Raw genomic sequence first — 19,584 nt, 5'->3', positions numbered from 1 at the left:
TTGCGCCGCTTGGGAAAACCTCCGGACGATCGGGCAGTCCTGGCCGACGATCGGGCAGGACGCCCCCCGGCCAGCGGCGCGATAGTGGACGCACAGGGCCTGCCGGCTCTGTCACCCATAACAAGAATGAGAGGTTGCCATGCCGAAGTTCGTCATTGAGCGCGAGATACCAGGCGCTGGAACACTGTCGGAAAGGGATCTGAAAGCGGCGTCGCAAAAGTCCTGCAGGGCGCTGCGCGATTTGCCCGAGGTGCAGTGGCAGCAGAGCTATGTCACCGGCGACAAGCTCTACTGCGTGTACATCTCGCCCAACGAAGAGTTGATCCGCGAGCACGCCAGGCAGAGCGGTTTCCCGGCCACCAGCATCGCGCGGGTCACCGCGATCATCGATCCCACCACGGCCGACTGAGCCTTGACCCTGTACCTCGTAACGGAGCGGATTTATGAGTACCCCTATTGATCTCACTGCCTTGAAAAACCGTCAGATGGCCTCTTGGGCCAGCGGCGACTACGCCGTGATCGGCACCACCCTGCAACTGGTCGGCGAACAGCTGGCCGAAGCCTGCGACGTGCTGTGCGACGAACGCGTGCTGGATGTCGCCGCCGGCAACGGCAACGCCACGCTGGCCGCCGCGCGTCGCGGCGCTCACGTCACCTCCACCGACTATGTGGCGGCACTGCTGGAGCGCGGCGAAGACCGGGCCCGTGCCGAACGCCAGAACGTTACCTTCCAGGTGGCGGACGCCGAGGCGCTGCCGTTCAAGGACGGCAGTTTCGACCTGGTGTTGTCGACCTTCGGCGTAATGTTCGCGCCCGACCAGCCCAAGGCCGCCGCCGAACTGGCCCGGGTGTGTCGCCCGGGTGGGCGGATCGGCCTGGCCAACTGGACGCCTGAAGGTTTCGTCGGGCAGATGTTCAAGACCCTTGGTCGCCACCTGCCGCCGCCACCGGGGGCGCAACCGCCGTCGAACTGGGGCAGCGAGGCGTGGTTGCATGAACACTTCGATGAGCGCGATTTCCTGATTCAGGTGACACGGCGGTTCTTCAACTTCCGCTATCGTTCGGCGGCGCACTTCATCGACACGTTCCGCTCCTGGTATGGCCCGGTCCACAAAGCCTTCGCGGCGCTGCCGGCGGACGGCGCCCAGGCCCTGGAAGCCGACCTGACCGATCTGATCGACCGCTCGAACCGGGCCGGAGAGAAGTCGCTGGTGGTGCCGAGCGAATACCTTGAGGTGGTGATCACTCGTCGTTGATTCGACCACGCAAATGCCCCTGTGGGAGCGGGCTGGCTCGCTCCCACAGGGATCCAGTGACCGCTAACTCACTTCGGCCCCACGCGCCACCAGCAACTCGCGTAACACCGAGCGGTGGCAATGGGCTTCGTTTTCGCAGTAGCACCCCACGGCCATGGCGGTCTGGTGCGAGAGGGCGGCCAGCAGGTCGAGCAAGTGGCTGGCTGCGGGCTGGTTCATTTCGGCCTTGAACTTGCGCCGGAAAACGTCCCAGGCTTTGTCATCCTCGGCGGCCTTGGCTTCAGCCACCAGTTCTGCGCTGGGCGACAGCAGCGGCTGCCAGACATCATAAAAATCCCGACGGGCGAACTCGCTCTTCGGCACGCCCCGAGGCGGACGGCGGACCGTGCCGATGCGCACGCCTTCGTCGGGCAAGCGCGGTGAGCCCAGGCGGACGATGTGGATCGGCATGGCGGCTTACCGGTGCCGCGCTTCGTCAAACCACTCCATGGCCGTGCGCCAGATGCAGATGCCGAGGAAGTAGGCCGACATCAGCAGCCAGAGCCCCATGACCATCGGATTGATCACCGGATGGTTGATCACCAGCGACAAGCTGCACAGCAACCAGATGGCCGTCACCGCAATGTTGATCGGCATGAACCGGCGCACGCGAAACGGGTGCAGGAACTTCATCCGGGTCACGGTCAGCAGCGCCAGGCCGATGACCGCGAGCAAGGTGATCCAGGGCGAGGGCGCGATGATGTACAGGCACAGCGCAACCACGTTCCACGCGGCGGGAAAGCCCTGGAAGTAGTTGTCCTTGCTCTTCATGTTGACGTTGCAGAAACAGAACAGCGAGGAAACCAGGATCAGCGACACCGTCAGCAGCAGCGTGTAGTCCGGCAGCGGGATGTAGCGATAGATGAACAGGGCCGGGATAAATACGTAGGTCAGGTAATCGATCACCAGGTCGAGGATCGAACCGTCGAAACTCGGCAACACCGACTGCACATTGACCTTGCGCGCCAGCGCGCCATCCAGCCCGTCGACAATCAGCGCGACACCCAGCCACAGCAGGCAGTTGGTGGGCTGGTTTTCCAGCAGGGCGAGGGTGGCGAGGAAGGCGGTGACGACGCCGGTGGCAGTAAAACCATGGGCGCCCCATGCTTTTAGTCTGGCGATGTGTAGGGTCGAAATCACGGGGCGGTCTCCAGAAAATCAAGCAAGCCAGTCATCACCCTGGGCATTCAAGGGTGGCGGCAAACCGGGTCGGGTTGCAGGTATCGACCGGAAACCCGCGAATAAGGTTCACCGTCAGTAAATCTTAGCTGGGCCTTTAAAAAATACCCCGGATTAAATCGAGGCCATAAAAGAAGGGCTTGTGGCGGTCAGCGGGTTTGTCGGCCCAACGGTGCTGGCGCAATGACGCACGCGGTCTATCGTTGCCAAACGGAATGCTCCCTTCGATGAGGACGTCGTCATGAACACCAGCGATTTGCTCGAACAACTGCTGAGAGCCGGCCAAGGCTCAATGAACCGACAGGGTGGCGGCGCACCTCAGGGCGGCGTGGGTGGCGATCTGGGCGGATTGCTTGGCGGCCTGCTGGGCGGTGGTGCCGGTGCGGGCGGCGGCCTGGGCGGTTTGCTGGGTGGCTTGCTGGGCGGCGGTGCGGCATTGGGTGGCTCGACCCGTGGCCGTTCCGGGGGCGGCACCAACTACGCAGCGCTGGCGTCCCTGGGCATGATGGCTTTCCAGGCGTATCAGGCCTGGCAACGCAGTCAGGCGACCGCGCCACAACAGGCGCTGCGCACCGCAGACTTGTTGGCCGGCCCGGACGTCGAGAGCCACAGCCACGCGGTCCTGCGAGCCTTGATTGCGGCGGCCAAGGCCGATGGCCGCATCGATGCTGCGGAAAAGCAGATGATCAGCACGGAAATCGGTCGTCACACCGACGATCCGGAACTGCAACAATGGCTGGACGATGAAGTCGCCCGGCCGCTGGATGCCGCCGATGTGGCGCGGTCGGCAACGGACCCGGCGATGGCCGCGGAAATGTACCTGGCCAGCGTCATGCTGGTGGACGATCAGCAGGAGGCCGAGCGCAACTACCTGGACGAACTGGCGGCGGCGTTGCAGATCGATCCCGAGTTGCAGGTGCACCTGGAACAACAGGCCAGGGGCGGCGCGGCCTGAATCAGGCCCGTTGCGGGAAAGAGCCCCGCTCACGGAGGCCACACTTTCCGTCTGTCCGGGCAATTTCAACCTCGATTGAATTTTATTCACGGCGTATCGCTCTGCTGAGGTAGAGACGTTGGTTCAGCGTCCTGCCCACCGGCCACAGACCGAGAGATGCGCCATGACTGCCTTGACCCGATTCCAATCCCGGCCTGCCCACGAGCACGCCATTTCAACTGCTGGCAGCCTCAAACACTGCTATGAACAGTTGTTGCTGGGCGACGATCCCGAGCAACGCCGTGCACTCGGCCAGACGTTCCTGCAAGACCAATTGCAACGGGCCTCTGGCCTGCCTGACGAGCTGCCGGAGGACCTGTCGGCCCTGCAAGGCTTCGTCGAACGGCACTGCGCCGAGGTCGCTCGGCAATACGCCGATTACCTGAACGAACGCCAGCAAGGCGGGCCCCGCCGGTTTTTCAGCAACAAGGCGCACGCGCTGTTTTTCCTGCAAGCGGTCAGCCCGACCAAACTGGTGGACGGTGCCTGGCTGTACGGACTGCTGCGGCACTGGCGCGATCCGCGCTTCGACGGCTTGATCGGCACGTATCTGGAAGAGCTGGGCGATGGCAACCCGGCGCAGAACCACGTGCTGATCTATCGCAAACTCCTGGCAGAGCACGGCCTGGACAGCGCGGTGCTCGCTGACGAGCATTACCTGCAAGGCACGATTCAGCTGGCGCTGGGCGAATGTGCCGAACAGTTCCTGCCCGAAGTGATCGGCTATAACCTGGGCTATGAGCAATTGCCGCTGCACCTGCTGATCAGCGCCTACGAACTGCGCGAACTGGGTATCGACCCTTATTACTTCACCCTGCACGTCACCATCGACAACGCCAGCACCGGGCATGCACAAAAAGCCGTGCAGTCGGTGTTGCAGCTGTTGCCGATCGAGGGCGACCGCGAGGATTTCCTGCGCAGGGTGGCGCTGGGTTATCGGCTCAACGACCTGGGCCAGGGCAGTCGCGCGATCATCGAATCGTTCGACCTCGACGCTGAAGTGCTGGACATGCTGGAGCGCAAGCGTCCCTTCGGCCAGCACATGCATTCCGACTACTGCCGGTTCGAGGGCAAGACCGTCAATCAATGGCTGGCATCACCCGAGCAACTGCCGGGCTTCCTGGAGGCGATGCAGAGCAAGGGCTGGATCAAACGCCACCAGGATCCGAAAGAGAGCCGTTTCTGGCAATTGATCGAAGGCAACGGCGCGGCCATGTTCGGGGTGTTCAGCCCCTACGAAAAACAGCTTCTGCATGACTGGATCGCCGGCGACTGGACACCCGAGTGCAAGACACCGGCGTTTCGCCAGGGCAGCGATACGGCGAGCGAAGTGTCTGCGCCTGCCGAAGATCCGGACGTTCAACGTTTGCAGGCAGCATTGGACGGCGTGCCTGCCGGCGAGCAAATACCACTTTTGTTGCCCTGGTTGTCCGCTCATCGCCACGCCCATCCCGCCGGGCTGATGGCCACCCGACGGTTTATCGAACTCAAATCCAGTCTGCGATAAGGAGCGCCGCATGAATCACGAACCACAACTGAGTGCTGCCGATCTGGCCTTGCTGCAATTGGGGCGGCGCTTGCAGGCGGACGGCTACCGCTTCATCACGCCGACCCCGCTGACCCATCAACGGGTCAATGACCGGGCGTTCGGCCAAAGTGCGCGAACCCTGCGTGAGGTGTTCGGCTGGTCTCGTTCGTTCGAGCCGGGCCTGTTATCCGCCGACGAGCAGCACCAGTTGCAACAGGCGGGCGTCCTGGAGGAGAGCAATGGCCGGCTGAAAAGCCACGTACGCTGGTCCAGTCTCGACGACCTGTTGTTCGTGCATTCCGGGTTCCCGACCGACGCAGCCGATTCGGTGTTCTTCGGCCCGGACACCTACCGGTTTGCGCAACTGATTCACAGTCATCTGCAACAGCGTTTCGCGCCCGTGCGGCGTGCCGTGGACATTGGTTGCGGCGCCGGTGTCGGTGCCATCGTGATCGCCCGGGCACGGCGTGAAGCCGAAGTGCTGGCGGTCGACATCAACCCGGCGGCGCTGCGCCTGACGGCCGTCAATGCGGCCCTTGCCGAAGTCGGCAACGTCAGTGTCGAAGCCAGCGATGTGCTGCGCGATGTCGACGGCAGTTTCGACCTGATCGTCGCCAATCCGCCGTACATGGCCGACCCGGCGGCGCGTGCCTACCGCCATGGCGGCGGTGCGCTGGGTGCGCAACTGTCGCTGCGGATCGTCGAGCAGGCGTTGAATCGCCTGGCCCCCGGCGGCTCGCTGGTGCTGTACACCGGCGTGGCCATGGTCGATGGCTGCGATCCCTTTTTCGATGCGCTGACGCCGTACCTGGATTCGGCGCGGTTTGGCTGGACCTATCACGAGATCGACCCCGACGTGTTCGGCGAAGAACTGCTCACCCCGGGCTATCAGCGGGTCGAGCGGATCGCCGTGGTCGCGCTGATCGTGACGCGGTTCGGTGCAGACACCGGCGCCAGGGTTGAACAGGCCACAGGTGAATGAGCCATGAACAGGGATCTGGACGACTACAACCGCATGCGCGACTTCACGGCGACCTCGGAGCCGGCAGCCAAACAACCGCGCAGAAAGGCCGCCAAGGTGCATGCCTTGCAGTTCTGCATCCAGAAACACGACGCCTCGCGCCTGCACTATGACTTTCGCCTGGAACTCGATGGCGCCCTGAAAAGCTGGGCGGTGCCCAAGGGCCCGTCCCTGGACCCCAAGGTCAAGCGCCTGGCGGTGCATGTCGAGGACCATCCCATCGATTACGCCACCTTCGAGGGCAGCATCCCCGAAGGACACTACGGTGCCGGTGATGTGATCGTCTGGGACCGTGGCGTATGGATCCCGCAGGAGGATCCGGCCAAGGCGTACGCCAAGGGCAAGCTCAAATTCGAACTGCAGGGCGAAAAGCTCGGCGGACTATGGAACCTGGTCCGTACGCACATGCCCGGCAAACAGGAACAATGGTTCCTGATCAAGCATCAGGACAGCGCGGCCAAGCCTGAAGGCGATTACGACGTGGTTGCCGCGGAACCGGGCAGCGTACTCAGTGACCGGACCATCGTGGCGAAAAAAGCCCTGGCCGCAGACCGGCTCAAACCGGTCAAAAAGCCGGCACGCAAGGTAGCGGCCAAGGCCAAGTCGGCTCAGTTGACCGGCGCGCGCAAGGCAAAACTGCCGGAACTGCTGAAGCCCGAACTGGCGACACTGGTTGAAAGAGCCCCGGACGGTGAGTGGAGTTACGAGATCAAGTTCGACGGCTACCGCATCATGGCGCGCATCGACCACGGCGAAGTCAGGCTGTTCACGCGCAACGGCCATGACTGGACGCACAAATTACCCGGGCAGGCGCAGGCGCTGGCCGCGCTGCAAGTGGAATCGGCCTGGCTCGACGGTGAGATGGTGGTCACCAACGAGCACGGCGTGCCGGATTTCCAGGCACTGCAAAACGCTTTTGACAGCGAGCACAGCGAACACATCCTTTATTACCTGTTCGACATGCCTTACCTCAATGGCGTCGATCTGCGCGAAGTGCCGGTCGAAGAGCGTCGCGTGGCGCTGGCCACCGTGCTCAAACCCAGTGAGGATTCGTTGTTGCGCTTTTCCGAGGCATTTGCCGAAGCGCCCGATGCCTTGCTCAACAGTGCCTGCCAGATGCAGATGGAGGGGCTGATCGGCAAACGCCTGGGGTCGCCCTATGTGTCACGTCGCAGCAGTGACTGGATCAAGCTCAAGTGCAAGCATCGCCAGGAGTTCGTCGTGGTCGGCTTCACCGATCCCAAGGGGGCACGCAATGCCTTCGGCGCGCTGCTGCTGGGGCTGCATGACCGTGACAGCGGCGAGCTGCGCTATGCCGGCAAGGTCGGCACCGGGTTCAATGACACCACGCTCAGGCGCATCTACGAACAACTGAAGCCGCTTCAGGCGAAGAAGCCTTCGGTGGTCAATCCACCGAGCGGTTTTGACGCCAAAGGCGTGCATTGGCTCAAGCCCGTGCTGCTGGCGGAGGTGGCCTTCGCGGAAATGACCAAGGACGGTTCGGTGCGCCATGCCGTGTTCCATGGCCTGCGCGACGACAAACCGGCCGAGGCCATTACCGAGGAGCGCGCCAAAGTGGTGACCAGAAAAACCGCGGACAAGCCCGACGCGAGCAAAAAAGCCGCCAGTCCAAAGAAAGCCGCGCCTGCACCGTCCCAACTCGGCCTGGGCGAAGGCAAGGTGCGCATCACCCATCCCGACCGGGTGATCGATGCCAGCAGCGGCACCACCAAGGTGCAACTGGCGGAGTACTACGCCAGTGTCGCCGAATGGATCCTGCCCGAACTGAAGGATCGACCGGTAGCCCTGGTGCGCGCGCCGGACGGCATCGCCGGCGAGCTGTTTTTCCAGAAGAATGCCGAGCGCCTGGCCATCCCGGGGATCACCTTGCTGGACAAGGCACTGACCGGACAGCCGATCATGATCATCAACAGCGCCGAAGCACTGATCGGAGCCGTGCAGATGAGCACTGTGGAGCTGCACACCTGGAACGCCACTTCGGACAACCTCGACAAGCCCGACCGCTTTGTTCTCGACCTCGATCCGGACCCGGCACTGCCGTGGAAAAGCATGGTCGAGGCGACTCAGCTGACCTTGTCGGTGCTCGATGAACTGGGGCTCAAGGCGTTTCTCAAGACCAGCGGCGGCAAGGGCATGCACATCGTGGTGCCGCTGACCCGCAAGCTTGGCTGGGATGAAGTGAAGGATTTCAGCCACGCCATCGTCAGTCACATCGCCAAATTATTGCCGGAACGCTTTTCCGCCGTGTCGGGACCGAAGAACAGGGTTGGACGGATCTTCATCGATTACCTGCGCAACGGTCTCGGCGCCACGACGATCTGCGCCTATGCCGCGCGTACCCGCGAGGGGCTGCCGGTGTCGGTGCCGGTTTTCCGCGACGAGGTTGCCGAGCTCAAGGGCGGCAATCAGTGGAACATCCACACCGTGCAAAAGCGCCTGGCGGAGGTGGGCAACGAGCCCTGGGCCGACCTGAAGAAAACCCGGCAGGCCATCACCGCCGAGATGCGGCGGCGGGTGGGGATGAAGAAATAGTGTATCCGCCACCGTGAACCCTGGGGCGCCAATTCCTGTGGGAGCGGGCCTGCTCGCGATTGAAGGGGGAGCACTGCGGGATGCGAGACTGTTCGCCGCTCAGGCATCGCGCAACAGGTCGTTGGCGTTCAACAGTGCGTAGGCGATTTCCGGGCGCTTTTCCAGCCCGCGACGAATGGCGGTGGGGATTGCCTGGCGGGTCTTGCGGCACAGGCCCGGCATGTCGTCGAGGGTGATGGCGATGCCGCGCATCGTGCGCACCTCGTTGAACCCGGGACCGATCTGCATCCGAATGCCCAGTTGCTCATACATCCGTTGTTGCATCCGTTCGAGGTCGCCGAGGCTCTGGAGGTTTTCCAGGCGCTCGATCAGGCGCTTCTCCTCGGTACGCGTCAAAAACAGGATGCGCAGGTCTGCGCCCGGCGTTGCCAGCAGCGGCTCACGCTCGCAGTTGCAGGCACCGGGGGGGCAGGGTTGGCGGATCGGCAGCGAGGTCGTCATAAGGCTCAATCATAGAGTGCTCCGGGACGGTTTGCCCAGCGTAGCGCAGGGCACGATTTTACTCGCCTGCACGCCGTTGAAGCAGGGGTGGAAAACCGACTTCTGAATCATTTCATAGGCATAGCGCTGGTATCCCGAAACGGCCTTCAAAGTCGAGTTTTTGACGTCATTCTCTCCAGTTTTTTATTTTTTACCGTTGGGGTGACGGGCCATTGACGTAATGGCTATGTGCTTATAGTCTGCTGAAAAACCGGTAACGATTTCTTCGTCCGACAGCAGAAAAAATCCGCTATGCAAGGAGGCGGTTCATGCGCAAGTCACTCGTCTTTAAATGCGTTTTGTTGTCGGTGCTCTTTAATGGTGCAGTAATCACCAGCGCGCAGGCGAGCAATTTGGCCTATGAAATTAGTCGCATAGGCAATTCATGCGAGGAAGCCGGTCCACAACTGGGCATGGCGGTCGAAGAGCAGGGTGGCGCACCTTATACGGTCGGCGTCGGCACGGGCGTCCCCACCTCCATCAGCGAAACTTACTTCTCCGATAACACTAAACAGCAGTTGAACAACCTGGTTGAGTCGGCTGCCAAAGTGAGCGCTCCCGTCAATAGTTCTGCGTGTGACGGATTAATGGCGCAACTTGCCCAAGGCAAATTCCTGGCAAATTCCGATACTCAGACTAAGGTGTTGGGTGGAGGGGGTGAAGTCTTTGCCAATCAACCGATTGCAGTTTCCTTGCCTGCCGCAGCCTGGTTGTTTTCATCCGCGCTGTTCGGTTTTGTAATGGTCGCCAATCGTCGGAAGGTGTAGCCGTAGTTCCGACTTTCATGATCTGGGTATGCATTGGAAACAGCATTGGCTGATATCAATTTGATGTGCAGATGATAGCACCGTAGTTGATGTGATTCATTGAGTGTGTGTTGCGATGTAGTTGCTGAATGAAGGGCGCTTGTAACTAAAGTGCTGATAATTTGGCGGGTATGCATCGGGGGTAATATGTTTGACTGCACGTTGTTGTTAAATAAGAAACTTCCTTCGCAAAAGCCTGCCAGTCAGGTGATTTTTATGCCGCCTTTGCAAAAAAGGGCGGCTGCCAGGCGCAAAAAATCACGTTATGAGCATTTTCTCGATGTGAGCATGGGCGAGCGTGATTTGCTCCCCGTTTTATGCAAAGCTCCTTGCATGGCTATCTAGGCGGAGGGACCCCGATGTCACGTTTCTTGCTACCTGTGTTTTGTGCGCTGGCTATTCTGCCCAGTGTTTCCAATGCCGCCGAAGATATCCCGGCCTACCGCTTGAATCCGGGGGATACCCTGAATGTTTCGGTCTGGGGCGAAGACAAGCTCAAGCAGGATGTGCATGTGCTTCCCGATGGCAGCATCACCTTTCCCCTGGCCGGTAAAGTCGAGGTCGAAGGGCTGGACTCCACGGCTGTCGAGGCCAAGCTGGCCGCCAGGCTGGAAAAATACATCCCCGATCCACAGGTGAGCGTCGTCATCACCGGCACTGCCGGCAATCTGGTCTACGTGCAGGGCAAAGTGCTAAAGCCCGGTACGGTGCCGATGTCGGGTGTCACCACCGTGCTGCAGGCGTTGAGCCTCTCCGGCGGGCTCGACAAGTTCGCCGACAAGGACGAAATCAAGGTGGTGCGCAGCAAGGGCGGCACGCAACAGATCCTGCCCGTGCACTACAGCGACCTCATGTCCGGTCGTGACATGTCCACCAACATCCAGCTGCAGGCCGGCGATACGCTGGTCGTACCCTAGCCTTGCGCGACGCATGGGGAGTGACCTCGATGGCGCTGCGTACAACCGGGATTGCGACGGCAATGTTCGTTCTGCCGTGCTCCGGCGTGGTTTACGCCGCCACTTGGCAATCGGCTATCACGGTGCCGTCGACGGTCGAATACGACAGCAACCCGACATTGGCAATCAGCGGCGAGAAGGGCGTGACGCGCTACATCGTCGCGCCGGACGCTACGCTCCTGGCGACGTCCGATCAGGATGAGTTCCTGTTTGGCCTGGGCCTGTATGTCGTGCGTTCGTCCGACACCGCGATTGTCACCGATCGGGAGGACCCGCGACTGCGACTGGGCTGGCAGCGCGAGACCGAAACCGGTGCCTTTGGCCTCACGGCCCGCTATGAAGAGAGCTCCACGCTGTCTTCGACCGTCCAGGAAACCGGCGTCGTGGTCCCCGATGGCACCCAGAAGAAAACCTCGCTCGAAGGCAACTGGCGCACCGCCCTGAGCGAGCGCAGTACCCTGACCAACGACATTGAATACAGCCATGTCACCTACGACATCGACTCGCTGACCAACTACGACGAACTCTCCAACCGCCTGGGCTATACCTATGCCTGGAGCGAGCGCATGGAGCTGTTCACCCGTCTGGGCGTCAAACGTTACAAACCCGACTCCGGCTCCACCCTGGCCGAGTCTTCCAACAGCTACACCCCTGATATCGGCCTGAACTACCAGTTCTCCGAACAGTTGCGCGGGACGGTGTACGTGGGAGTCAATGAGGAGTCCAACGCCAACAGCGGTCCGAGCGCCCAGGGCGGCCTCAATCTGAACTACAGTGGCGAGCGGGTGGATGCCGGCATCGATGCCAGCCGCAATACCATCGCCAGCGGCGACGGCGGTTTCGTCGAGGTCGATGGCGTGAGCGGCATCTGGAGCTATGCCATCGATGAAACCCGGCGCGCAGGTGTCACCGCATCCTGGCAGGACTCCAAGGGGCAGACGCCCAATACCCTGATCAGTTACGGCGCCTGGTTCAGTCAGGAACTCTCGCCTTTTTGGATGGCGCGCCTATCCTACACATACAAACAACGCCAGCAAGATGGTTTGCCGGATGCTACTGCCAATGTGGTCGGGTTGACGCTGACTTATAGCTACCCTGGTTTCTGAAATTCTGTGGTGTGAGAAATATGGCCTCTGAGTACGAAATGTCGGTCAACGACTACCTTGCTATCGTCAAGCATCATGCCTGGCTCATCATCCTGAGTGGCACGGCCATTCTCGGGGTATGCCTGGCTGTCGCACTGTCCCTGCCGCCCACCTACGAGTCGTCCGGCACGATTCTGGTGGAGTCGCAGCAGATTTCGCCAGACCTGGTGGGGGCGAACAACACTACGTTTGCCGATGAACGGATCGAGATCATTCGCCAGCGCGTCATGACCCGTGAGCACCTGGAGGGGATCATCAACAAATACAACCTGTTCTCGGCGCAGGGTCGGCAACTGAGCCTGACCGAGAAGATCGAGGAAATGCGCAACGCGATCACCGTTGCCCTGGTCAGTGCGGACGTCAAGGGCCGTGGAGAGGTGACCATCGCGTTCCGGCTTGGCTTCGAGCACAGCCAGCCAGAGATCGCCAATAAAGTGGCCAACGAACTGGTCACGCTGTTCCTGGACGAAAACATCAAGCAGCGCACCGAGCGCGCCAGTGAAACCACCGAATTCCTGACCCAGGAAGCGGACAAGCTCCGGCTCGAACTCGAGACCCTGGAAAACCGCTTGGCGGACTTCAAACAGCTCCACTCCAATGCGCTGCCCGAGCATCAAGAGTTGCGCATGAACATGCTCACGCGCGCCGAAACCGAGCTCAAGGAAATTGATCGCGACTACAAGGCCGCACGCGAAGAGGTCCGTTTCAACGAGCTGGAGTTGTCGGCGGCCAATGCCGGGCTGGCAACCAAACCGGGTGCAACGGGTGCGGCTGCGGACAAACCGCAGGACCTGGGCAGCCTCAAGGCCGAATACGCGCGCCTGATGTCGCTGTACACCGAAGCTCACCCCGATGTGCGTGCTGTCAAACGCAAGATTGCGGCCCTTGAGGCTCAAGGCACTTCCGGCGCAGCGCTTCCGGCCAGCATGGATGTCGCCAAGGCCCAGGCGCGCATTGCAGCGTCCGACATGCGGATCAAGTCGCTGGCCGATCAAAAGCAGGAAATTCTTCGGAAGATCTCCACTTATGAGGCGCAGATTCTCGAAACGCCACAGGTCGAGCGTGGCATGGTCACGTTGATGCGTGACCATGAAAACGCTCAGAAGAAGTATGAGGAAATTCGCACCAAGCAAATGAGTGCGAAAATTTCCGAAAGCCTTGAACAGGAAAACAAGGCCGAGCGCTTTGTGCTCCTGGAGTCGCCACTGATGCCGGAAAAACCGATCAAGCCCAACCGCAAGAAAGTGGTTGCCATGGGCCTGGTGCTGGCGCCGGTGGGTGCGGGCGCGCTGGTGATGCTGCTTGAGCTGATCAACCCCCGCGTACGCGGTGCCGAAGCCCTGGCCAGCGTGCTGGGCAAACGGGTACTGGTCTCCATCCCTTACATTCACACCCGAGCGGAACTGGCACGCCGCAAGCAATGGCGAGTGCGGTTGATCATCATCGGAGTCGTGCTTTTCGCGCTCTTCCTGGTGCTCGTGCACTTCCTCTACACGCCCCTGGATCTTTTGATGATCAAAGTTCTGGGCCGGTTTGCATAAGGAAAGACAGCAATGGACATTCTCAAGCCCGATGCCGACAAGGCCGAGCAGCCGGCCTCTTCGAAGGCCATGACACCCACGGGTTCGGGGCTCAATGCACTCAGTTACGTACAGACTCGGGTCGTGCCTCTGCGGTATGACCACCTGGAGCGTAACCGCATTGTCGCGTACAACAAGAACTCGAACATGGGCGCCGCCTTCGACCTGCTGCGCACGCAGGTACTGAAGGCCATGGAGGAAAATGGCTGGCGCACCCTGGCGATCACCTCGCCGACGCCGGAGGCCGGCAAGACCGTGCTGGCGATCAACCTGGCCATGAGTATTGCCCATCACACCACCAAGACCGCGTTGCTGGTGGATTTCGACCTGCGCCGCCCCAAGGTCGGTTCCAGCCTTGGATTGTCGATGGAAAATTCGCTCAATGAACTCTTGAGCCACAAGGCCGAGTTGCAGGATGTGCTGGTCAATCCGACCTTGCCGCGTTTTGTGGTTTTGCCCACCCGTGAGCCGATTCCACACTCGACCGAGGTGCTGTCGTCGCCCGAGGTCAGCAACCTGATCGTGGAACTGCGTGAGCGCTACGACTCGCGCATCTCGATTTTCGACTTGCCACCGATCCTCAGTTCGGACGACGTGATCACCGTCCTGCCGAAATTCGATTGCGTGCTGCTGGTCGTCGCCAACGGCATGAACAGCAACAAGGAGATCGAGGAAAGCCTGTATCACCTCGGCGGCGCCAACTTGATAGGCACGGTGCTGAACAAGGCCGAGCCGAACAACCGCACTTACTACTGAAGCCATCCCCCTGGCGCTGGCCCCATGGACCAGCGCCGTCGCCTACCGCCAGGGATGCTTCTGCTCCCACGCCCAGGCATGCGCCACGATCTGTTCCAGCGAAGCGAACTGCGGTTGCCAGCCCAGCAGGGCGTTGGCCCGTTTGGGGTCGGCCACCAGCCGTGGCGGGTCGCCGGCGCGGCGCGGCGCTTCATTGACGCGGATCTCCTTGCCTGTGACACGGCGCGCGGTTTCGATCACCTGTTGCACCGAAAAACCCTGACCATTGCCCAGGTTGAACGCCGTGCTGGCGCCGCCAGCCAGCAGGTAATCCACGGCCAGGGCGTGCGCGGCCACCAGATCGCTGACGTGCACGTAGTCGCGGATGCACGTGCCATCGGGCGTGTCGTAGTCTCGCCCGTAGACGGTGATGGCGGCGCGCCGGCCTGAGGCCGCTTGCAGGATCAAAGGCAGCAGATGGGTCTCAGGCTCATGGCGCTCGCCCAGCTGTCCTTCCGGGTCGGCTCCGGCGGCGTTGAAGTAGCGCAGGCACACCGATCTGAGCCCATAGGCGCGATCGAAGTCTTCCAGCATCTGCTCGACCATCCACTTGCTGCGGCCATAGGGGTTGATTGCGGCCTTCGGGTGGTCTTCGTCAATGGGCACATACATCGGGTCGCCATAGACCGCGGCGGTCGATGAGAAGATGAAATGCCTGATATTGGCGCGAAGCATGGCTTGCAGCAGCGTCAGGGTGGCGGCCAGGTTGTTTTGATAATACTTGCCCGGCTCGCTGACGGATTCGCCGACCTGGATGAAGGAGGCGAAGTGGAACACCGCATCGAAGTGCTGAGAGGCAAACAGGTCGTCGAGGGCCTGCGCGTCGGCGATGTCCAGTTCGACCACGCGTGCGTCCATCAGGGCGCTGCGGTAGCCGGTGGAAAAGTTATCGGCCACCACCAGGTCATGACCGGCGCGCCGCAGCTGTTTGACCATGTGCGAGCCGATATAGCCTGCGCCGCCAACCACCAAGAAATTCATCCTGTCCTCCTGGACCCGTATTGCTGTGTAAACGCGGATTGTGACATCAACGCGCGGCACTTTTCCTTAAAAACAACCAGTTGGCAGTCTGCTGTCCATCGAGCTTGATGGTATAGCGGCCATCGGCGTAGGGGGCGGGCAGCTTCTTCATCTGCGCCAGGGGACCTGGCGTGAACAGGGTCAGGCCCGGTGGTGCCTGTATGGTCAGCGTGCCGGCCAGGGGTTCGACGAAATAGGGCGGTCGCTCGTCCTCATTCGCCATGGCGCGGGCGCCCAGTGAAATCATCAGGTCCTGGGACTGGCCCAGTGGCGTGTCGTTCAGGCTTTGCACTACCACACTGGCGTTCGCGGTCCTGGCGTTGACCTGGATGTTGCCCAGGCTGATCGACTCGCCACCGATCCAGCCGGTGGCAGCCTGGGTGCGCGGCGTGTCGATGGTGTAGAGGCCGCGTTTCCAGTTGCGCTTCAGTTCACCGGTGTCGGACGTGGATTCGCTGGCATTGGCGTCCAGCAGCGACTGGTCGGGGTCGTGGAACACCTGGGCATTGTCTGCGGCGGCGCCGGTCTGCAACCAGGGCAGTTCCGGCGTCTGTGGCATGGCGATTTGCAGTTTTCCTTTCTCCATCGCGGTGCGCAGCAGTGCCGAGGTGCTCGGTGTGATGGCCTGGTTGAACAGGGTGGCCGGTGTCGGTGCAAAGATATAGGTGGTCTTCGCCTCACTGACATCACCGCGCCGATAAAGCAGCGCGGCAGCGGGCAAGGTGGCGAGCAGCGACGGGTCGTTGTAGGCGTTCCAGTTGCCGACGGTCATCCAGCCGCCGGAGAGTCCTTCCTGGCTATAGGCGTATTGCATCAGCGCGTCCCAGCCCTGATAACTGGCAGTGCCGGCCATGTACAGCGGCACACCGTGACGATCCGGGGTCGGGAAAGGCTCGCTGTTCCATTCGGTGACGGTCAGCGGTTTGCCCGTGACCTGGCTGGCGCCAATCCAGTTGACGATGCCGGCGCTGGTGAGCGGGTTTTTTTCCAGTTGGCCGAGGCCGCCGTAGCTGTGTACGTCGATGATGTCGCCGGACGTCAGGGCTGGCAGTGACAGCAGGCCATCGCCGCCCCAGCTGTTGGTGGTGGCGATGGGCACCTTCACGCCCAGGTCGCGCAAGTGCTTGATCATGTCGACGTTGAAGCGTTGCTCCAGGTCGTTGAGGAACATTTTCGACGGGCCAAACTCCCAGGCGCGCCAGGTCTGGTTCGAGGACAGATTGTGTTGCTTGGCGAACGCTTCGGCCTCAGCCATGTAGACCTTGCTGTGCTTGGGCACGTCCTTGTCACCGAGCAAGGCATTGCCGAAGTGATTGGTGATGTCGTTCTCGTTGGTGATCAGGACCGCGGCGATCGCCGGCTCGTCCTTGTAGGCAAGGCCGGTGTAGGCGTTGACGTGATTCATGTAGGCAGCGGCAAAGCGCTTCATCGCCTGCTGAATGGTGATGTTGACGTAGTTGTAGCCCTTGAGGCCGGCGTTGCCGTGTTCATCCTTTGGCAGCTCTTCGAAGCCGTAGATGTTGTCCTTGGCCGTGAAGGCCCGCTCGACGTGCATGTCGAGCCAGACATAAATGCCCTCGTCCTTGAGACTCTTGATCCACAAGTCGATTTTTTTCAGTGATTGCGGGTCGGGTTGCTGGGTATCGGGGTTGGGCGCGGCGCCAAAGATGTTCGGGCTGACCCAGGGCGAATCATGGTGGTGCAGACGCACGAGGTTGATGCCCAGGGCCGACAGGCGTCTGGCTTGCTGCTTGATCTCTTCGTCGGGGGTGCTGAACAGCGTGTAGGCCGACACGTTGGTGCCCCAGAAACGCGCCGGGGTGTCGTCGGCGAACTTCAGTTGCTCGCCGGAGGCCTTGATGAACCCGCGTTTGCCGGCCGGCTTTTCAGCGGCATTCAGGAAGGACAGGTCGACCGGCGAAGTTCTCCAGTCGATTTTGTCTGTCGGCCAGGTCTTCGGGTCGACCAGGCCAAAGCGCTCGCTGGTGGTCCGGCCCAGGGCCACATCACCGGAGACGCTCAAGGTCGCCTTGAAATGCTGCTGGCCGGGCTTGATCGCATCCTTGTAGAAAAACGCCCGCACTTCGGAGCCGTCGCCCGGTTCGAGGAACACGTTCGCCAGCGCCGGCTCGAAGCGCATTTCGATGCGTCGCCCCTGTGCATCGCCCCAGGCCCAGCCTTTGTTGCCAGGCAGCAGCTGCGGTTTGCCCATCTCTCCCTTGAACAACGCGGGGTCGAAATTGAACACGAAGCCACCGCCGATCACGTTCGGCTTCAGGCTGCGGGCATCCAGGGCAACATCCCAGGTCAACTGCTGCTCGCCCTGTTTGCGGACCTTTGCCGCCAGGTCGAAATCCAGCGTCTGGTTCTGGCCAACGAGGGTGTAATCGTAGGGCGCATTGATTGTGAATCGGGTGGGGAAGGACGTCCAGCCATAGTTGCTCTCGAAAAACACGAACGAGGAGGCCAGGGCGGGGCTGCCGCCATAGGTCACCCCCGGCAGGCCGCTCTTTTCATCGACACTGGCCACCCAGTCCGACGCCCAGGTGCTCAGCGGCAGGATAACAACGGACAAGACAACCGGAAGCAGCAAGCGGGTGCGGCGGAAAATGTTGGCCATGGGGTTACCGGAGTTGGAGGTGGGTACTGGCCGAGACGGCTGGCGAGGGGTGCTTGAGGTTGCGCGCCATCCGGACGTAGGCGACGCCCAGCCCCGCAACCGACCAGTACACCACGGGGATGATCGTGATGCTGCTGACGGTAAAGATGGTCACCAGGATCCCGGCGAGTGTCGCGAAGAGCGCTCGACCCAGCCGGCGGGCTTCATCGTCCTTGTCGGGGAACGAACGCAAGGCCTTGCGGATGCCGAGCAGCACGGCGGCGAAAAAGGCCACGAACACCGTCAAACCGATCAATCCATAGGACAGCGCTACGCCAATGTAGGTGTTGACGATGTCGATGATGCCCTCGCCCTGGATCATGGCCTGCATTTCGGGGGCCTTACGGTAATCGAAGGTGCCCAGCAGCGGGTTGCGCTGGATCACGAGGATCGAGTTGTCGATCAGGCGCTGGCGATAGGTGATGTTTTCGACTTCCACGTTGCCGACGAACGGCAGCAGGTCCAGCACCTTCTGCCCGCCCGGCACGAGGGTCAGCACGGGGAGGGCGAGCACCCCGGCGACTGCCAGCAGCATGATGCGCTTGACCACCTTCTGCCCCGTGGCGATATACACCAGGAGCATGGCGGCCGCGCCGATCCACGGGCCGCGCGACAGCGGGGCAAACAGTCCGCCGGCCAGCAGCAGTGCGCCCAGGCGGCGCTGCAGCTTGCTGCGCACGCTTTCCTGCAAATACAGGTAGAAACCGATGGCGGTGCTGATCACCAGTCCCAGCGCGATGGCCTGGCCGGTGGTGACGCTGGCGCGCAGCAGGCCGCCGCGACTCAGGTAACTGGACATTTCCCATTGCATGCCCATGGCGCCGATCAGCGCGCTGTAGAGCAGCCAGCCACGGGCAAATTCGAAGAAGCCGATCAGCGCCATCACCATGGCCGCGAGGACAAAGCCCAGCAGCGCGTCCTTGAAATCGCCGAGGTTCTTCAGGGCCCGGCTGGCGACGTAGTACGGCAGGAACACGTCGGTGAACTGGTAGAGCGTCTGGCGCAAGGTATCGGTGACCGTGGTCTCGCGCAGCAACAGCAGGCTGGTCAAGACCAGGTAGGCGGCGAGGAATTTATCCGGCCAGGTGCGTCCGAAACCTTGCGTATCGGCTTGTCTGCGCAGGGCGAAAAAGGCCGGCAGCAGCACGCACAGGGACAGCAGGCGCACATAGTTGAGGTCGAAAAAGTAATTCATCAGGCCGAAACCGGGAATTCGCGCCTGCGCCGGCGGTACCAGGAACGCCAGGATGAAGAACAACGCCACCGGATTGTGTTCGCGTTTGCGCGCGATGGTCAGAATGACCGTGGTCACGGCCACGTACAGCCAGAAACTGTGCGAGACAAAAGCCAGGACGGTCAGCACGAACCACAGATTGCGTCGACGGGTGAAGTCGTGGGCAGGGATCAGGTCGCTTGCGGGCCGGCGCGCCATGAAAAAAACAACGCCGGCCAGAACCAGAATGACGACTAACGCGCGAAAGTGCTCAGGCATGGATGGTCAGGCTTTACCGAT

The 19,584-nt window shown here is 61.5% G+C and carries 17 protein-coding genes; 11 read left to right on the top strand and 6 right to left on the bottom strand.

Annotated features, from left to right (window positions below; translation table 11 throughout):
• Window positions 1-139: 139 nt before the first annotated feature.
• Together IB249_RS00290 and IB249_RS00285 are read left to right on the top strand one after the other, a co-directional pair.
• Window positions 140-409, top strand: a complete 270-nt coding sequence (locus tag IB249_RS00290; protein WP_192301543.1) for a DUF4242 domain-containing protein — start codon at window positions 140-142, stop codon at window positions 407-409.
• Between the two features lie 34 nt (window positions 410-443).
• Entirely contained in the window at window positions 444-1,256 is an 813-nt protein-coding gene (locus IB249_RS00285) for a class I SAM-dependent methyltransferase (protein ID WP_192301542.1), read from the top strand.
• A gap of 63 nt (window positions 1,257-1,319) precedes the next feature.
• Here IB249_RS00285 and IB249_RS00280 read toward each other — a convergent pair whose 3' ends face one another.
• Both IB249_RS00280 and pcsA read right to left on the bottom strand, forming a co-directional pair.
• Window positions 1,320-1,706, bottom strand: coding sequence for a DUF488 domain-containing protein (locus IB249_RS00280; protein ID WP_192301541.1), 387 nt, complete (start codon window positions 1,704-1,706; stop codon window positions 1,320-1,322).
• Window positions 1,707-1,712: 6 nt separating this feature from the next.
• Window positions 1,713-2,435 carry a phosphatidylcholine synthase gene (gene pcsA / locus IB249_RS00275; RefSeq protein ID WP_192301540.1) on the bottom strand — a complete coding sequence of 241 codons (723 nt, stop codon included), beginning with the start codon at window positions 2,433-2,435 and terminating at the stop codon, window positions 1,713-1,715.
• 280 nt (window positions 2,436-2,715) lie between these two features.
• Here pcsA and IB249_RS00270 point away from each other — a divergent pair, with 280 nt between their 5' ends.
• From IB249_RS00270 to ligD, 4 genes are all read left to right on the top strand, one after another.
• Window positions 2,716-3,429 carry a tellurite resistance TerB family protein gene (locus tag IB249_RS00270; RefSeq protein WP_192301539.1) on the top strand — a complete coding sequence of 238 codons (714 nt, stop codon included), beginning with the start codon at window positions 2,716-2,718 and terminating at the stop codon, window positions 3,427-3,429.
• Window positions 3,430-3,592: 163 nt separating this feature from the next.
• Entirely contained in the window at window positions 3,593-4,975 is a 1,383-nt protein-coding gene (locus IB249_RS00265) for an iron-containing redox enzyme family protein (protein ID WP_192301538.1), read from the top strand.
• A gap of 10 nt (window positions 4,976-4,985) precedes the next feature.
• Window positions 4,986-5,978 (top strand): methyltransferase, encoded by a 993-nt coding sequence (locus IB249_RS00260; RefSeq protein ID WP_192301537.1) that lies wholly within the window; start codon window positions 4,986-4,988, stop codon window positions 5,976-5,978.
• 3 nt (window positions 5,979-5,981) lie between these two features.
• Window positions 5,982-8,570, top strand: coding sequence for a DNA ligase D (gene ligD / locus IB249_RS00255; RefSeq protein WP_192301536.1), 2,589 nt, complete (start codon window positions 5,982-5,984; stop codon window positions 8,568-8,570).
• Window positions 8,571-8,669: 99 nt separating this feature from the next.
• On the opposite strand, the gene IB249_RS00250 is transcribed toward ligD, so the two are convergent.
• Window positions 8,670-9,071 carry a hypothetical protein gene (locus IB249_RS00250; protein ID WP_192302780.1) on the bottom strand — a complete coding sequence of 134 codons (402 nt, stop codon included), beginning with the start codon at window positions 9,069-9,071 and terminating at the stop codon, window positions 8,670-8,672.
• Window positions 9,072-9,379: 308 nt separating this feature from the next.
• Between IB249_RS00250 and IB249_RS00245 the strand changes: the two genes are divergently transcribed.
• From IB249_RS00245 to IB249_RS00225, 5 genes are all read left to right on the top strand, one after another.
• Window positions 9,380-9,877: a hypothetical protein gene (locus tag IB249_RS00245; protein ID WP_192301535.1), complete on the top strand. Its 498-nt coding sequence runs from the start codon at window positions 9,380-9,382 to the stop codon at window positions 9,875-9,877.
• A gap of 398 nt (window positions 9,878-10,275) precedes the next feature.
• A complete protein-coding gene (locus IB249_RS00240) occupies window positions 10,276-10,833 on the top strand; it encodes a polysaccharide biosynthesis/export family protein (protein WP_192301534.1) in 558 nt (185 codons plus the stop codon).
• Between the two features lie 29 nt (window positions 10,834-10,862).
• Complete coding sequence (locus tag IB249_RS00235) at window positions 10,863-11,978, top strand: hypothetical protein (protein WP_192301533.1); 1,116 nt, start codon at window positions 10,863-10,865, stop codon at window positions 11,976-11,978.
• Window positions 11,979-11,998: 20 nt separating this feature from the next.
• Complete coding sequence (locus IB249_RS00230; RefSeq protein WP_192301532.1) at window positions 11,999-13,558, top strand: GumC family protein; 1,560 nt, start codon at window positions 11,999-12,001, stop codon at window positions 13,556-13,558.
• 69 nt (window positions 13,559-13,627) lie between these two features.
• On the top strand, window positions 13,628-14,353 hold the full coding sequence (locus tag IB249_RS00225; protein ID WP_371048071.1) for a CpsD/CapB family tyrosine-protein kinase: 726 nt from the start codon (window positions 13,628-13,630) through the stop codon (window positions 14,351-14,353).
• 42 nt (window positions 14,354-14,395) lie between these two features.
• Here the strand turns inward: IB249_RS00225 and galE are convergent, their stop codons facing one another.
• Genes galE through IB249_RS00210 form a run of 3 tightly spaced genes read right to left on the bottom strand, consistent with a single transcriptional unit; the run spans window position 14,396 to window position 19,563 of the window.
• Window positions 14,396-15,373 carry a UDP-glucose 4-epimerase GalE gene (gene galE, locus IB249_RS00220; protein ID WP_192301530.1) on the bottom strand — a complete coding sequence of 326 codons (978 nt, stop codon included), beginning with the start codon at window positions 15,371-15,373 and terminating at the stop codon, window positions 14,396-14,398.
• 46 nt (window positions 15,374-15,419) lie between these two features.
• Entirely contained in the window at window positions 15,420-18,032 is a 2,613-nt protein-coding gene (locus tag IB249_RS00215; RefSeq protein ID WP_192301529.1) for a cellulase family glycosylhydrolase, read from the bottom strand.
• Window positions 18,033-18,036: 4 nt separating this feature from the next.
• Window positions 18,037-19,563 carry an O-antigen ligase family protein gene (locus IB249_RS00210; RefSeq protein WP_192301528.1) on the bottom strand — a complete coding sequence of 509 codons (1,527 nt, stop codon included), beginning with the start codon at window positions 19,561-19,563 and terminating at the stop codon, window positions 18,037-18,039.
• Window positions 19,564-19,584: the final 21 nt, after the last annotated feature.

The sequence above is a fragment of the Pseudomonas sp. PDM04 genome, from assembly GCF_014851765.1.
Taxonomy (GTDB): Bacteria; Pseudomonadota; Gammaproteobacteria; order Pseudomonadales; family Pseudomonadaceae; genus Aquipseudomonas.
The sequence above is the reverse complement of the archived record's forward strand: the minus strand, read 5'-3'. Positions and strand labels throughout refer to the sequence as shown.

Bases quoted from the DNA above. Each gene is read 5' to 3' on its own strand.
- IB249_RS00290 (WP_192301543.1), top strand. From the start codon at position 140: ATGCCGAAGTTCGTCATTGAGCGCGAGATACCAGGCGCTGGAACACTG.
- IB249_RS00285 (WP_192301542.1), top strand. From the start codon at position 444: ATGAGTACCCCTATTGATCTCACTGCCTTGAAAAACCGTCAGATGGCC.
- IB249_RS00280 (WP_192301541.1), bottom strand. From the start codon at position 1,706: ATGCCGATCCACATCGTCCGCCTGGGCTCACCGCGCTTGCCCGACGAA.
- IB249_RS00270 (WP_192301539.1), top strand. From the start codon at position 2,716: ATGAACACCAGCGATTTGCTCGAACAACTGCTGAGAGCCGGCCAAGGC.
- IB249_RS00265 (WP_192301538.1), top strand. From the start codon at position 3,593: ATGACTGCCTTGACCCGATTCCAATCCCGGCCTGCCCACGAGCACGCC.
- IB249_RS00260 (WP_192301537.1), top strand. From the start codon at position 4,986: ATGAATCACGAACCACAACTGAGTGCTGCCGATCTGGCCTTGCTGCAA.
- ligD (WP_192301536.1), top strand. From the start codon at position 5,982: ATGAACAGGGATCTGGACGACTACAACCGCATGCGCGACTTCACGGCG.
- IB249_RS00250 (WP_192302780.1), bottom strand. From the start codon at position 9,071: ATGACGACCTCGCTGCCGATCCGCCAACCCTGCCCCCCCGGTGCCTGC.
- IB249_RS00245 (WP_192301535.1), top strand. From the start codon at position 9,380: ATGCGCAAGTCACTCGTCTTTAAATGCGTTTTGTTGTCGGTGCTCTTT.
- IB249_RS00240 (WP_192301534.1), top strand. From the start codon at position 10,276: ATGTCACGTTTCTTGCTACCTGTGTTTTGTGCGCTGGCTATTCTGCCC.
- IB249_RS00235 (WP_192301533.1), top strand. From the start codon at position 10,863: ATGGCGCTGCGTACAACCGGGATTGCGACGGCAATGTTCGTTCTGCCG.
- IB249_RS00230 (WP_192301532.1), top strand. From the start codon at position 11,999: ATGGCCTCTGAGTACGAAATGTCGGTCAACGACTACCTTGCTATCGTC.
- IB249_RS00225 (WP_371048071.1), top strand. From the start codon at position 13,628: ATGACACCCACGGGTTCGGGGCTCAATGCACTCAGTTACGTACAGACT.
- galE (WP_192301530.1), bottom strand. From the start codon at position 15,373: ATGAATTTCTTGGTGGTTGGCGGCGCAGGCTATATCGGCTCGCACATG.
- IB249_RS00215 (WP_192301529.1), bottom strand. From the start codon at position 18,032: ATGGCCAACATTTTCCGCCGCACCCGCTTGCTGCTTCCGGTTGTCTTG.
- IB249_RS00210 (WP_192301528.1), bottom strand. From the start codon at position 19,563: ATGCCTGAGCACTTTCGCGCGTTAGTCGTCATTCTGGTTCTGGCCGGC.